Origin of the sequence: Nonomuraea sp. CA-218870 (assembly GCF_050936535.1) — a bacterium.
GTDB lineage: Bacteria > Actinomycetota > Actinomycetes > Streptosporangiales > Streptosporangiaceae > Nonomuraea > Nonomuraea corallina.
Window position 1 is genome coordinate 3,354,027 of sequence record NZ_JBNJMN010000001.1, and the last position, 13,630, is coordinate 3,367,656.

The 13,630-nt window shown below is 74.1% G+C and carries 13 protein-coding genes; 11 read left to right on the forward strand and 2 right to left on the reverse strand.

Annotated elements, in window-relative coordinates:
- Positions 1-11 precede the first annotated feature (11 nt).
- Both ACQEUU_RS16245 and ACQEUU_RS16250 read left to right on the forward strand, forming a co-directional pair.
- Positions 12-1,136: a sensor histidine kinase gene (locus tag ACQEUU_RS16245; protein ID WP_433066451.1), complete on the forward strand. Its 1,125-nt coding sequence runs from the start codon at positions 12-14 to the stop codon at positions 1,134-1,136.
- A gap of 77 nt (positions 1,137-1,213) precedes the next feature.
- Positions 1,214-1,954, forward strand: a complete 741-nt coding sequence (locus tag ACQEUU_RS16250) for a LytR/AlgR family response regulator transcription factor (RefSeq protein WP_433066454.1) — start codon at positions 1,214-1,216, stop codon at positions 1,952-1,954.
- Between the two features lie 553 nt (positions 1,955-2,507).
- On the opposite strand, the gene ACQEUU_RS16255 is transcribed toward ACQEUU_RS16250, so the two are convergent.
- On the reverse strand, positions 2,508-3,350 hold the full coding sequence (locus tag ACQEUU_RS16255) for a deoxyribonuclease IV (RefSeq protein ID WP_433066458.1): 843 nt from the start codon (positions 3,348-3,350) through the stop codon (positions 2,508-2,510).
- Between the two features lie 170 nt (positions 3,351-3,520).
- Here ACQEUU_RS16255 and uraD point away from each other — a divergent pair, with 170 nt between their 5' ends.
- The 9 genes from uraD (at position 3,521) to alc (ending at position 11,434) form a co-directional block, all read left to right on the forward strand.
- Entirely contained in the window at positions 3,521-4,030 is a 510-nt protein-coding gene (gene uraD / locus ACQEUU_RS16260) for a 2-oxo-4-hydroxy-4-carboxy-5-ureidoimidazoline decarboxylase (RefSeq protein ID WP_433066461.1), read from the forward strand.
- Entirely contained in the window at positions 4,027-4,326 is a 300-nt protein-coding gene (gene uraH / locus ACQEUU_RS16265; protein WP_433066464.1) for a hydroxyisourate hydrolase, read from the forward strand. The genes uraD and uraH overlap by 4 nt, the downstream gene beginning before the upstream one ends.
- Positions 4,327-5,190 (forward strand): factor-independent urate hydroxylase, encoded by an 864-nt coding sequence (pucL, locus tag ACQEUU_RS16270; protein WP_433066466.1) that lies wholly within the window; start codon positions 4,327-4,329, stop codon positions 5,188-5,190. It begins immediately after the preceding gene.
- Positions 5,191-5,193: 3 nt separating this feature from the next.
- Positions 5,194-6,054, forward strand: coding sequence for an FAD binding domain-containing protein (locus ACQEUU_RS16275; RefSeq protein ID WP_433066469.1), 861 nt, complete (start codon positions 5,194-5,196; stop codon positions 6,052-6,054).
- A complete protein-coding gene (locus ACQEUU_RS16280; RefSeq protein WP_433066471.1) occupies positions 6,054-6,524 on the forward strand; it encodes a (2Fe-2S)-binding protein in 471 nt (156 codons plus the stop codon). Before ACQEUU_RS16275 ends, ACQEUU_RS16280 begins: the two co-directional genes overlap by 1 nt.
- A complete protein-coding gene (locus ACQEUU_RS16285; RefSeq protein WP_433066474.1) occupies positions 6,521-7,900 on the forward strand; it encodes an 8-oxoguanine deaminase in 1,380 nt (459 codons plus the stop codon). The genes ACQEUU_RS16280 and ACQEUU_RS16285 overlap by 4 nt, the downstream gene beginning before the upstream one ends.
- A 62-nt stretch (positions 7,901-7,962) precedes the next feature.
- Positions 7,963-9,105, forward strand: a complete 1,143-nt coding sequence (locus tag ACQEUU_RS16290) for a glycerate kinase (RefSeq protein ID WP_433066477.1) — start codon at positions 7,963-7,965, stop codon at positions 9,103-9,105.
- 82 nt (positions 9,106-9,187) lie between these two features.
- Positions 9,188-10,489 (forward strand): allantoinase AllB, encoded by a 1,302-nt coding sequence (allB, locus tag ACQEUU_RS16295; protein WP_433066480.1) that lies wholly within the window; start codon positions 9,188-9,190, stop codon positions 10,487-10,489.
- Positions 10,490-11,434 (forward strand): allantoicase, encoded by a 945-nt coding sequence (gene alc, locus ACQEUU_RS16300; protein WP_433066483.1) that lies wholly within the window; start codon positions 10,490-10,492, stop codon positions 11,432-11,434.
- 36 nt (positions 11,435-11,470) lie between these two features.
- Here alc and pknB read toward each other — a convergent pair whose 3' ends face one another.
- A complete protein-coding gene (pknB, locus tag ACQEUU_RS16305) occupies positions 11,471-13,360 on the reverse strand; it encodes a Stk1 family PASTA domain-containing Ser/Thr kinase (protein ID WP_433066486.1) in 1,890 nt (629 codons plus the stop codon).
- Positions 13,361-13,630 lie beyond the last annotated feature (270 nt).

Sequence of the window (13,630 nt, forward strand, 5' to 3'; positions counted from 1 at the left end):
CGGTTGCCCGCATGCTGACCACCGCGTGCGTGGTGCTCCCCTGTCTGACCTTCGTCCTCGGCTACACCCTTGCCCGGCGCCGTGCCGCGCGGGAGCGCCAGGACCGCGAGGCCACCTTCACCACGCTGCACCTCGCCGCCATGGCGGCCCCCGCCCTGCGCGCCGGGCTCAACCGCGACTCCGCCCGCAAGGCCGTGCGCCACCTGCACGCCCTGCTCGGCACGTACGCGGTCGCCATCACCTCCACCGAGGCCGCGCTGGCCTGGGACGGCCCCTGCTCCGACGAGGTCCTCACCTACGCCAGGTCCGCGTTCGCCTCCGGCCGGGCCCAGCTGTTCGCAGGCGAGCCGTACGGCGCGGTCGTCGTGCCGCTCACCGTGGACGGCCGGATCGTCGGGGCGCTGGCCGCCTTCGACGACGAGCTCAGCGCCGGCCTGGTGCGTTCCGTCACCGAGGTCGGCCGGTGGATGTCCGGCCAGCTGGAGCTGGCCGAGCTGGACTCCTCGCGGCGGCGCGCGCTGGAGGCCGACATGCGGGCGCTGCGCGCGCAGATCTCGCCGCACTTCGTGCACAACGCGCTCACCACCATCGCCTCGTTCGTCCGCACCGACCCCGGGCGCGCCCGGGAGCTGCTGCTCGACTTCGCGGACTTCGCCAGGTACGCGCTGCGCCGGGCGCACGACTTCACCACCCTCGCCGACGAGCTCACCTGCGTCGACCGCTACCTGCTGCTGGAACGTGCCAGGTTCGGCGACAAGCTGCGGTTCAGCCTCCAGGTGGCGCCCGAGGTGCTGCCCGTGCCCGTCCCGTTCCTGTGCCTGCAGCCGCTGGTCGAGAACGCCATCAAGCACGGCATGCGCGGCCGCGCCGGCGAGGTGCGGATCGTGGCCCGCGACGCCGGCCCCGAGGCGCACATCACCGTCGAGGACGACGGCGTGGGCATGGACCCCGAGCGCGCCCGCAGCGTGCTGGACGAGGACCCGGCCCGCGAGGGCGCCGGGATCGGCCTGGCCAACGTCGACCTGCGGCTGCGCCAGATCTACGGCGACGGGTACGGGCTGAAGGTCGAGACGGCGCTGGGCGCCGGCACGAAGGTGCGGCTGCGGGTGCCCAAGGCGCAGTTGACCTCTCTGTGATTCCGTCTGTGATCCGGGTGTGACGCAACGTGCTGCCGGGCCTTGTGAGCTCGGCGTTTCTGGTGCAGCGTAGTGACATGCTTCGTGTGCTGGTGGTCGACGACGAGGTGCCCGCGCTGGAGGAGCTGGCCTTCCTGCTGCGCAGGGACAGCCGCGTCGAGCACGTGCTGACCGCCTCCGACGGGGTGGCCGCGCTGCAGGACCTGGTCCAGATGGTCGCCGGCGGCGAGCGGCTGGACGCGGTCTTCCTCGACATCCGCATGCCGGGCCTCGACGGGCTCGACCTGGCCCGGCTGGTCGGCGGCTTCCCCAGCCCGCCGAAGGTGGTCTTCGTCACCGCCCACGACGAGTGCGCCGTCCAGGCGTTCGAGATGGAGGCCGTCGACTATCTCCTCAAGCCGGTCAGGGCGGAGCGGCTGGCCGAGGCGGTGCGCCGGCTGGAGGTCTCCTCCTCGCCGCCCGCCGACCCCGGCCAGGACGACGTGATCCCGGTCGAGCTCGGCGGCCGCACCCGGTTCGTGCCGCAGCAGGCGGTCCGCTTCGCCGAGGCCCAAGGCGACTACGTGCGGCTGCACACGGTGGACGGCAGCTACCTCGTGCGCATGTCGCTGGCGGCGCTGGAGCGCCGCTGGGCCGACGCCGGGTTCATCCGGGTCCACCGCAGCACGCTGGTCTCCGCCCGGCACGTGAGCGAGCTGCGGTTCGAGGGCGGCCGGGTCACCCTCACCGTCGGCACCGAGACCCTCCAGGTCAGCCGCAGGCACAGCAGGCAGGTACGCGAACTCCTGGTCCGCCAGCACCGGGGCGTCATGTCCTGACCCTCGGCCGCCGGACGGGTGTGAACCGTGAGGCGGGCCGCACGCCCGCCCGCCGGGAGTCCCTGTCCGGTGCCGGTCGCGATTGCGCAGGTCACACGGCCTCACCCGAGCCGGGCTCGGCCGGGCCGGAATCCCGGGGGAGACCCGCGAGGCCGGCGGATCGACCGCTCGTCGCTCCCAGGTGACCGCTCGTCGCCGGAACACATTCCGCACATCGCTGGCTACACGCCGTTCGACGAGCCCTCTGCCAATCGGGTGACCCGGGGTAGATCACGACCGTAGTGTTTCGGCATCGGAGCCACCCGGCGCATCGGGGGGACGAACCAGAAGGTTCGCCGTATGCGCCGGATCCGGGTGACCTCACAGGTCACCGCGGCTGTCGGGCCCTTGACCGGGGGGTGGGGCCCGCCGGCCGGACACGTGCAGAGGCGCCCGCGGGGGTCGCGGACAGACCGCGATCCGGCCACACGGGGGCGGCCGGATCCCACCGGCGGGCGCCTCGGGCACGTCCTCACCGGCCCCCGTCAGCTCGGAGAGGGCCGGGGCACGTGGGTCACCCCTCGTCGCGCAGGCGCTTCAGGGTCTCGATGTCCTCGCGGTGCTTGTCGGCCTTGCCGGGCGTCTCGATGCAGAGAGGCACGCCCGCCGCCGCCGGGTGACGCATCAGCTCGGCGAAGGGGCGGGTGCCGATGTGGCCCGCGCCGATGTTCTCGTGACGGTCCTTCTTGGCGCCGCACACGTCCTTGGAGTCGTTGGCGTGGATCAGCTTGAGGCGGCCCGGCGCGATCTTGTGCAGCAGGTCGAGCATCTCGTCCGTACCGCCCTCGGCGGCCAGGTCGTGACCGGCGGCGAAGGCGTGGCAGGTGTCGAGGCAGACGCCGGCCCTGGGGTGCCAGTCGAGCGCCGCCAGGTAGGGCTCCAGGTCGCCGACCGTGGCGCAGAGCATCGCCCCCTGCCCCGCCATCGGCTCGAGCAGCAGGTCGGGCCCGCCGTCGGGGATCTCGTCGAGCAGCGGCAGCAGGTGCTCGCGCAGCTGGCGCATCGCGTCGTCGCGCGGCTGCGACACCGCCGACCCGGTGTGGACCACGACCCCCCTGGCCCCGATCTCGGCGCCGCGCCGCAGCGTGTGGCGGACGACCGCCTCCGAGTTGGCGAGCGTGTCGGCGCTGGGCGAGCCGAAGTTGACCAGGTAGGGCACGTGGACGAAGGTCTCGACGCCGGACTCCGCGAGCAGCGCGTCCTGGTCGGGTCTGCCGGGGTTGAGCGCCCAGCCGCGCGGGTTGGTGACGAACACCTGGATCATCTCGGCGCCGATCTCGGCCATGTAGGCGAGACCGCCCTTGGCCAGGCCGCCGGTGACGGTCACGTGGCCGCCGATGAGGGAGCGTGGGGTCATGATGACCCCCAGTCTACGGCCCCGCGGCGAACCCGCTGGTCACGCGGCCGGGCGAGGCACGCCCGCCGCGCGGGGTTGGAGCATGACACGAAAAGTCTTGGCCAACCCGGGGGCCGGTTCGGAGTTCTGGCGGGTGGACCGGGCACGACCGGCCTGTGTGTACTCGTCTCATGCCGAACCCGCCCGCCGGCCTGGCCGCGCTCAACGCCCTCGACCCGGAGGACGCGGAGAAGGAGCTGCTCGCCTGCTGCGCCTCCCGCGCCTTCGCCCGGGAGGTCGCCGCGCGCCGCCCGTACCCGGACCGCGACCGGCTGGCCGACGCGGCCGGGCGCGCGGTGCTGACGCTCGACTGGCCCGACGTGCTGGAGGCGCTCGGCGCGCACCCCCGCATCGGCGAGCGCCCGGCCGGCGACTCGCGCGAGGCCGCCTGGTCCCGCCGCGAGCAGGCCGGGGTCGAGGACGGTCTGCGCGCCGCGCTCGCCGAGGGCAACCGCGCCTACGAGGAACGCTTCGGGCACGTCTACCTCGTCTGCGCCACCGGCCTGACCGGCGCCGAGATGCTCCGGCTGCTGCGTGAGCGGCTCGGCCACGACGAGGAGACCGAGCGCCGCACCGTACGGGAGGAACTCGCCAAGATCACCCGGTTGCGGGCCGGAAAGCTGGCGGAGGGGGACCGGTGAGCTTCTCGACGCACGTGCTGGACGCGACCACCGGCAGGCCCGCCGCCGGGATGCGGGTGCGGCTGGAACGCGAGGGCGCCGTCGTGGCCGAGGGCGTCACCGACGCCGACGGCCGGATCAGGGGCTGGGAGCCGGGCGCGGGCGCGCACCGGGTGGTGTTCGACACGGGCGCCCACCTGGCCGAGACCTTCTACCCGGAGGTCGTCATCACGTTCACCGTGACCGACCCCGCCGACCACTACCACGTGCCGCTGCTGCTCAGCCCGTACGCGTACTCGACCTACCGAGGGAGCTAGATGGCGATCGTTCTCGGACCCAACCGCTACGGCAAGGCGGAGACCAGGCTGGTACGGGTCGTCAGGGACGGCGGCGTCCACCACGTCAAGGACGTCAACGTCAGCACCTCGCTGTCCGGGGCGATGCGGGAGGCGCACCTCACCGGCGACAACGCGGCGGTGCTGCCGACGGACACGCAGAAGAACACCGCGTACGCGTTCGCCCGCGAGCACGGCGTCGGCCAGATCGAGGACTTCGCCCTCCTGCTGGCCCGCCACTTCACCCGCCACGACACCATCCACCACGCCAGGGTCGCCATCGAGGAGTACGGCTGGAACCGGATCGGCGACACCGGCCACTCCTTCGCCCGCGACGGCGGTGAGACGCGCACCTGCGTGGCCCACCACGACCGGGACGGCCGCGCGAGCATGATCTCCGGGCTGACGGGCCTGGTGCTGATGAACACGACCGGCTCGGAGTTCCACGGCTTCCTCACCGACCCGTACACGACGCTGCGGCCTGCCACCGACCGCATCCTCGCCACCGCCGTGGACGCCCGCTGGCGGCACACGGGCGTCGAGGCCGACTTCGCCGCCTCGTACGCGCTCGTGCGCCGCTGCCTGCTGGAGGCGTTCGCCGGCACGCACAGCCTGTCGTTGCAGCAGACCCTGTACGCGATGGGGGAGCGGGTGCTGGCCACCTGCCCGGAGATCTGCGAGGTCAGGCTCGCCCTGCCGAACAAGCACCACTTCACGGTCGACCTCACCCCGTTCGGGCTGGACAACGAGAACGAGGTGTTCCACGCGGCCGACCGGCCCTACGGCCTGATCGAGGGCACGGTGCTGCGCGACGACGCGCCCGACGCCGGATTCGCCTGGGAGTGATCGATGGAGTTCCTGCGCCCCACCACGTGGGCCGAGGCGCTGGCGGCCAAGGCCGACCAGCCGGACGCGGTGCCCCTCCAGGGCGGCACCGACGTCATGGTGGAGATCAACTTCTCCGTGCGCCGGCCACCGGCGCTGCTCGACCTGACCGCCGTGCCCGAGCTGGCCACCTGGTCCGGGGACGGCGACCGGTATCGGATCGGCGCAGCGGTCCCGTACAGCACGATCATCGCCGAGCTCGGCGGCGCGCTGCCGGGGCTGGCCCAGGCGGCGCGGACGGTCGGCTCGCCGCAGATCCGCAACCGCGGATCGGTCGGCGGGAACCTCGGCGCGGCCTCGCCCGCCGGCGACAGCCACCCGCCACTGCTGGCCGCCGGCGCCGCCGTCGAGGTGGAGTCGCGCGAGCGCGGCGTCAGGACGATCCCCGCCGAGGAGTTCTACCTGGGCGTCAAACGCTCCGCGCTGCTCCCGGACGAGCTGATCAAGGCCGTGCACGTGCAGCCCGCGGCCGGGCCGCAGTACTTCGCCAAGGTCGGCACCCGCAACGCCATGGTGATCGCCGTCTGCTCGTTCGCGGTCGCGCTGCACCCCGCCGAGCGGCGCGTCGGCACCGGGCTGGGCTCGGCCGCGCCCACGCCGCGCCGGGCGCTGGAGGCGGAGGAGTTCCTGGCCGCCGAGCTCGACTGGTCGGCGCCGCTGGAACCGGCGTTGCTGGCGCGGTTCGCCGAGCTGTGCGCGTCGGCCGCCGCGCCGATCGACGACGTGCGCGGCACCGCGGACTACCGCCGGCACGCCATCGCGGTGCTGGCCCGCCGCACGCTCACCTGGGCGTGGCAGGACCACCTGGAGAGGAGAGCGGCCTGATGAGGGTGACGTTCACGGTCAACGGCCGCGAGGAGACGGCCGAGGACGTGTGGGAGGGCGAGAGCCTGCTGTACGTGCTGCGCGAGCGGCTCGGCCTGCCCGGGTCCAAGAACGCCTGCGAGCAGGGCGAGTGCGGCTCCTGCACCGTCTACCTCGACGACGCGCCGGTGTGCGCCTGCCTGGTCGCCGCCGGGCAGGCGCAGGGCCGCCGGGTGCGCACCGTCGAAGGGCTCGCCGAGCAGGGGCTGGACCCGGTGCAGGAGGCGTTCGTGGAGTCCGGCGCGGTGCAGTGCGGCTTCTGCACGCCCGGCCTCGTCGTGCAGGCCCACGACCTGCTCGAACGCGTCGAGCGGCCCTCGGACGCGGAGATCCGCGAGGCGCTGGCCGGGAACCTGTGCCGGTGCACCGGGTACGAGAAGATCCTCGACGCCGTCCGGCTGGCGGCCGAGCGCAAGGCGGCGGCCCGGTGAGCGTCCTCATCGAGAACGCGTACGTCGCCCCCGTCGCCGGCCCCGAGATCGAGCGCGGCTGGATCCTCGTCGACGGCGACCGGATCACCGCGCTCGGCCCCATGGACCGGGTCCCCGACGCCGGCGACGCCACCCGGATCGACGCCACCGGCTGCCTGGCCACCCCCGGCCTGGTCAACACCCACCACCACCTCTACCAGTGGGCCACCCAGGGGCTCGCCCAGGACGCGACCCTGTTCGAGTGGCTGGTGGCGCTCTACCAGGTGTGGGCCGCCATGGACGCCGAGGTCGTCAGGGGAGCCGCCACGGCCGGGCTCGGCTATCTCGCGCTGTCCGGCTGCACCACCTCCAGCGACCACCACTACATCTTCCCCAAGGGCCGCGGCGACCTGCTCGCCGCCGAGATCGAGGCCGCCCGCGAGCTGGGCCTGCGCTTCCACCCGGCACGGGGCTCGATGGACCGCGGCCGGTCCGCGGGCGGGCTGCCGCCGGACGTGGTGGTGGAGGAACTGGACGAGATCCTGGCCGCCACCGCCGACGCCGTGGACGCCTACCACGACCCGTCGCCGTCCTCCATGCTGCGGATCGCGGTCGCGCCCTGCTCGCCGTTCTCCGTCAGCGCCGAGCTGATGACCGAGGCCGCCCGGCTCGCCCGCGACAAGGGCGTGCGGCTGCACACCCACCTGGCCGAGACGCTCGACGAGGAGGAGCACTGCCAGGCCCAGTTCGGCCTGCGCCCGGTCGACTACATGGACAAGCTCGGCTGGCTCGGCCCCGACGTGTGGGTCGCGCACGCCGTGCACCTCAGCGACGCCGACATCGGCAAGCTCGCCGTCACCGGCACCGGCTCCGCCCACTGCCCGTCGTCCAACGGCCGCCTCGGCGCCGGCATCGCCCGCGTGTCGGAGATGCTGCGGCGCGGCGCCAACGTCGGGCTGGGCGTCGACGGCAGCGCCTCCTCCGAGCTGACCGGGCTGGCCGGGGAGATGCGGCAGGCGCTGCTGTTCCAGCGCGCCCGTCACGGCCCCGCCGCGCTCACCGCCCGGCAGGCGCTGGAGATCGCCACCCTCGGCGGCGCCCGCAACCTCGGCCGCCAGGACGAGCTCGGCACCCTGGAGCCGGGCAAGCTCGCCGACCTGGCGCTGTGGCGGGTCGACGGGCCGTTCACCGCCGCCGTGGCCGACCCGGTCTGCGCGCTGGTGTTCGGCCCCCAGCCGCCGCTGGCCCGGCTGCTGGTCGGCGGGCGCACCGTGGTCGAGGACGGCGAGGTGCGCACCGTGCCGCACGACGCCGCGGGGAGGGCCGGCGCCGACGCCCGCCGCCGCCTGACGCGGATGGCGCGGGAGCAGGGGTTCACCGCCTCCGGTGAACTCTGAGAGGCGCGGATGTGATGATGGTGGATCTCGCGCCATGCCGTCCATGACCCAGGAGTCCCGCAGTGGTCCAGCACGTCCTCGTCGCCCCTGACAAGTTCAAGGGATCGCTGACCGCGGCCGAGGTGGCCGCGACCGTCGCCGCCGCCCTCGGCGCCCCCGCGGTCGAGCTGCCCGTCGCCGACGGCGGCGACGGCACCGTCGAGGCCGCCGTGGCCGCCGGGTTCGAACGCGTCACCGTACGGGTGACCGGGCCCACCGGTGAGCCCGTCGACGCCTCGTACGCCAGGCGCGGCGGCGCCGCCGTCATCGAGCTCGCCGAGGCGTCCGGCCTGCGCCGCCTGCCCGCGGGGCCGGAGCCGCTCACCGCCACCAGCCACGGCACCGGCGAGCTGATCGCCGACGCCGTCAAGCAGGGCGCCACCCGGGTGGTGCTCGGCCTCGGCGGCAGCGCCTGCACCGACGGCGGAGCGGGCCTGGTCCAGGCGCTCGGCGCCCGCCTCCTCGACGCCGAGGGCCGGGACCTGCCGCGCGGCGGCGCCGCCCTGCGCGACCTCGACCGCATCGACCTGTCCGGCTTCCCCGACGTCTCCGGCGTCACGTTCGTGGTGGCAAGCGACGTCGACAACCCGCTGCTCGGCCCGCACGGCGCCGCCGCCGTCTACGGGCCGCAGAAGGGCGCCACCCCCGAGCAGGTCGCGCTGCTCGACGCCGCGCTCGGCCGGCTCGCCGCCGTCGCCACCCGCACCCACGGCCTGGCGGGGGCCGTCGAGCACGACGGCACGCCGCGCGCCATGGGGGTCGCGGGAGCGCCGGGCGCGGGCGCGGCCGGCGGCGTCGGCTTCGCCGCGCTCGCCTTCCTGCACGCCGACCTGCGGCCCGGCATCGACTACCTGCTCGACCTGCTCGGCTTCCCCGAGCACGTGCGGGGCGCCCGGCTGGTGATCACCGGGGAGGGGTCGCTCGACGAGCAGACGCTGCGCGGCAAGGCCCCCGCCGGCGTCGCCCGCGCCGCCCGCGCGGCCGGCGTCCCCGTCGTGGCCGTCTGCGGCCGCCGCACCCTCACCGACGAGCAGCTGCGCGAGGCGGGCTTCGAGGCCGCGTACGCGCTCGCCGACCTGGAGCCCGACCCCGTCCGCAGCATGGCCGACGCCCGCCCGATCCTCGCCCGCCTCACGGCCCGCCTGGCCGCCGAACGGCTCACCTGAGCCGAGCCCGGAAGCCCGCGGCGTACGGAGGAGCACGAGAGAGCTTGGGAAGGCACCGAACGAGCGCTGAAGGAGCACGCCCTTGTACGACCTCGTGATCCGATCACGCAGGACCGTCACGCCCGGCGGCGAGCGGCCGGCCGCCGTCGCCGTGCGCGACGGGCGGATCGCGTCGCTGCACGAGCACGCCGCCCCGCTGGAGTCGGCCGAGGACGTCGACCTGCGTGACCTCGTCCTGCTGCCCGGCCTGGTCGACTCCCACGTGCACGTCAACGAGCCCGGCCGCACCCACTGGGAGGGGTTCGCCACCGCCACCAGGGCCGCCGCGGCCGGCGGCGTCACCACCATCGTCGACATGCCGCTCAACGCGCTGCCGCCCACCGTCAGCGTGGCCGCCCTGGAGGAGAAGCTGCGCGCCGCCGCAGGGCAGTGTCACGTCGACGTCGCCTTCTGGGGCGGCGCCGTCCCCGGCAACCTCGCCGACCTCAGGCCGCTGCACGACCGGGGCGTGCGCGGGTTCAAGTGCTTCATGTCGCCGTCAGGGGTGGACGAGTTCCCGCAGCTGACCCCGGGGGAGATCCGCGAGGCCATGGCGGCGCTGGCCGGGTTCGGCGGGCTGCTGGTCGTGCACGCGGAGGACCCCGCCCTGCTGGCCGAGTGCGCCGGCCCCGGCTACGCCGCGTTCCTCGAGTCCCGCCCCGCCGCGGCCGAACGCAGCGCCGTCGAGCAGGTCGTCCGGCTCGCCCGCGAGACCGGCGCCCGCGCGCACGTCCTGCACGTCTCCAGCGCCGACTGCCTCGGCGTGCTGGAGGCCGCCCAGGCCGACGGCCTACCCGTCACCGCCGAGACCTGCCCCCACTACCTGACGCTGACCGACGGCGACGTGCCGGACGGCGACACCGCCTACAAGTGCTGCCCGCCCATCCGCTCCGCCGCCAACCGCGACCGGCTCTGGGACGGGCTCGCCCGCGGCGTGCTCAGCTGCGTCGTCACCGACCACTCACCGTCCACCGCCGACCTCAAGGTGCCGGACTTCGCCGCCGCCTGGGGCGGCGTCTCCTCGCTCCAGCTGGGGCTGCGCGCCGTCTGGACGGAGGCGTCCCGGCGCGGGCACGGGCTCGCCGACGTCGCGCGCTGGATGTCGGCCGCCCCGGCCCGGCTGGCCGGCCTGCGCCGCAAGGGGAGCATCGAGCCGGGCAAGGACGCCGACCTGGTCGCCTTCGACCCGGACGCCGCCGAACCCGTCGAGGCCCGGCGGCTGCACCACAAGAACCCCGTCACCCCGTATCAGGGCCGCCGGCTCAAGGGGGCCGTGCTCACCACCTGGCTGCGGGGCCGGCCCGTCGACGGCGTCCCGTACGGGACCTTCCTGCTGGAGGCGTAGATGTGTGACTTCACCCGCCTGCCCGACCTCGCGCTGCGCCGCCACGGCGGATCGGTCGTCGCCGCGAGCGACGAGTCCTTCGCCGGCAAGGAGAACCTCATCCGGCCCGGCAAGCCCGGCTTCCAGGCCGCGACCTTCGACGGCAGGGGCCAGGTCTACGACGGCTGGGAGACCCGCCGCCGCCGCGAACCGGGGCACGACTGGGCGATCGTCCGCCTCGGCCTGCCCGGCGTGATCCGCGGTGTGGTCGTCGACACCGCCTGGTTCACCGGCAACTACCCGCCGCACGCCGCCGTCGAGGCGGCCGACGTCGCCGGCCATCCGACGGCGGCCGAGCTGGAACGCGCCCCGTGGGTCACGATCGTGCCCAGGAGTCCGCTCAAGGGGGACAGCGAGCACCTGTTCGAGGTGTCGGGCGAGCGCCGCCACACGCATGTGCGGCTGACCATGTATCCGGACGGCGGCATCGCGCGGCTACGCGTGCACGGCGAGCCCCGCCCCGACCTGTCGGTGTGGGACGGGCTCGGCCTCGACCTCGCCGCCCTGGAGAACGGCGGGCTGGTCACCGCCTGCTCCGACGCGTTCTACTCCTCGCCCCACAACGTCATCGCCCCTGGCCTGGCGCGCAACCAGGCGGAGGGCTGGGAGACCGCGCGCCGCCGCGACGGCGGGAACGACTGGCTCGTCGTCCGTCTGGCCGGGCGCGGGCGCGTCAGCCTGGCCGAGATCGACACCACCAACCTGATCTTCAACGCGCCCGCCGCCGTGACCCTCACCGGCCTCGACGGCGACCGCGAGGTCCCGCTGCTGCCCAGGACCCCGCTCCGGCCCGACACGCCGCACCGCTTCCGGCTCGGCCCGCACGACCCCGTCGATCACGTACGCGTGGACATCCACCCCGACGGCGGCCTGGCGCGCGTGCGCCTGTGGGGGCACCTGGGCTGATCCGCCCCGCCGCTCCGGGCGGCGGGGGCGGTCACCCTAGTGCCAGAGGTGGACCTCCGAGCCCGGCGGGCGCTCGGAGTTGGGCGTCGGGCGCTGGAAGCGCACCACGCCGCTGTTGGACAGGTTGTGCACCCGCACCCGGAAGCCCTGCGCCTGCAGCTCGTTCTTCGCGTCGTTGATGCCCTTGCCCATCACGGCCGGCATGATCCGGAACTCCTGGTCGTCGCGGGCCTCCTGGTCGCCCCGGAACCAGTGCCAGAAGTCGGTCTGGCAGCGCGCGACCGTGATCATCGCCCCGGCGCCGCGGTCGACCTCGGACTTCGCCTTCGGCGACTGGGCGATCACGGTGCAGGGCTCGGCGTCGTCGTCGACCTCGTTGACCTGCACCTGGAAGCCCTGCTCCGTCAGGAACGCCGCCGCCTGGTCCTTCGGCATGCCCCCGACGTCCGGCATGACCAGGCCCGCGCTGACGTAGATGTCGACCTTGGCGCCTTCCTTGACCTTGTCGCCCACCTGCGGCGAGGTGCGGATCACGTGGTTGCGCTCCACCTCGAGGTTCTTGACGCGGCGCATCCTGCCCACGGTCAGCCCCGCCTCGGCGATCGCCGCCCTGGCGTCGTCCTGCGTCATGCCGGCGGTCTTCGGCACCAGCACCCGCTTCGGGCCCAGCGACGGCACCAGTGTGATCGTCGCGCCGGCCTCCACCTGGGTGCCGTGGGCCGGATCCATGGCCAGGACCGAACCCTCGGTGACCTTCTCGTCGTGGCGCCCCTCGACCTTGACGATCTTGAAGCCCTGCGCCTTCGCGCTCTGCTCGGCCACCGCGAGGTTCTTGCCCACGAGGTTGGGCACGATCTTGTAGCTCTTCTGCGAGAAGTAGAGCCCGGTCGCCGCGACCGCGACCACCATGACCGCGGCCAGCACCACCAGGAACCAGCCCGGCTTGAACCGGCCGCCCTTCGACCGCGGCGGAGCCGGCGGCGGCACCTCCTCGCGCGGCTGGATCAGCGTGTGGAGCGGAGCCGCGGGCGGAGCGGTGAACGCGCCGGACGGCCGGGCGTGCTGCGCGCCCGACAGCCTCGGCAGCGCCCGGTGCGCCTCCACCGCCTGCACCAGCATCGCCGTGGCGTCCGCCGGGCGGTCCTGCGGCTCGCGCGCCGTCGCCCTGGCCACCAGCGTGTCGATCAGCGCGGGCACCTCGCCCACCAGCGACGACGGCGGCGGCACCGTGTCGTGCACGTGGCGGTAGGCGACCGACATCGGCGTCTCGCCGTCGTACGGCTGCCGGCCCGTCACCAGCTCGAACAGCATGATGCCGCACGCGTACACGTCACTGCGCACGTCGGCGCCGCCGGTCATCACCTGCTCCGGCGACATGTAGCCGATCGTGCCGATCATCACGCCGGTGCGCGTCTGGTTGGTCGCCTCGATGGCGCGGGCCAGGCCGAAGTCGACCACCTTGATCCGGCCGTCGTCGGCCAGCAGCACGTTCTCCGGCTTGACGTCCCGGTGGACCATGCCCGCCTGGTGGGCCGCGCCGAGCGCCGCGAGCACCGGGATCATGATCTCCAGCGCCTCACGGGCGGGCAGCCTGCCGCGCTCGCGCAGCACGTCACGCAGGGTCTTGCCGGGCACGTACTCCATCGACAGGTAGACGACGTCGCCGTCGGTGCCCTGGTCGAAGACGTGCACCACGTTGGGGTGCGAGAGACTGGCCACCGACTTCGCCTCGCCGATGAACCTGCGCACGAACGCCGGGTCGTCGGCGAGCGAGCGGTGCATCACCTTCAGCGCGACGGTCCGGTCCAGCCGGATGTCCAGCGCCAGGTAGACAGTCGCCATGCCGCCCCGGGCGATCCGGGACTCGACGCGGTAACGCCCGTCGAGCAGCCGACCGACCAGAGGGTCCGCAGTCGTCGTGTCCACCCGGCTGAGTTTACGGGCGTTTCGCCCCCGGGAAGGCCTGACCACCCGAAACCGATGCCGAGCCGTGCCGTTCCGTGACGCGAGCCTACTCCTGAGCCGTGACGAGACCGGCATCCCGTGGCTCGTCACGGTGCCGAAGGCCGCGAAACGGGTCCCGGAGGGTCGCCGCACCGGGAGAACATACTCCCGAAGAAAGTTCTCCTTTTCCGGGCGACCCCTATCCGCGGCGTGGCGTTTCCGAAAAGCCGGGAACCGCCGGATCGGTCACGG

What these genes read in the sequence shown, in the direction of transcription:
- uraD (WP_433066461.1), top strand. Translation starts at nt 3,521, where the DNA reads ATGCCGAACCCGCCCGCCGGCCTGGCCGCGCTCAACGCCCTCGACCCG.
- pucL (WP_433066466.1), top strand. Translation starts at nt 4,327, where the DNA reads ATGGCGATCGTTCTCGGACCCAACCGCTACGGCAAGGCGGAGACCAGG.
- ACQEUU_RS16275 (WP_433066469.1), top strand. Translation starts at nt 5,194, where the DNA reads ATGGAGTTCCTGCGCCCCACCACGTGGGCCGAGGCGCTGGCGGCCAAG.
- ACQEUU_RS16245 (WP_433066451.1), top strand. Translation starts at nt 12, where the DNA reads ATGCTGACCACCGCGTGCGTGGTGCTCCCCTGTCTGACCTTCGTCCTC.
- alc (WP_433066483.1), top strand. Translation starts at nt 10,490, where the DNA reads ATGTGTGACTTCACCCGCCTGCCCGACCTCGCGCTGCGCCGCCACGGC.
- ACQEUU_RS16250 (WP_433066454.1), top strand. Translation starts at nt 1,214, where the DNA reads ATGCTTCGTGTGCTGGTGGTCGACGACGAGGTGCCCGCGCTGGAGGAG.
- ACQEUU_RS16255 (WP_433066458.1), bottom strand. Translation starts at nt 3,350, where the DNA reads ATGACCCCACGCTCCCTCATCGGCGGCCACGTGACCGTCACCGGCGGC.
- ACQEUU_RS16280 (WP_433066471.1), top strand. Translation starts at nt 6,054, where the DNA reads ATGAGGGTGACGTTCACGGTCAACGGCCGCGAGGAGACGGCCGAGGAC.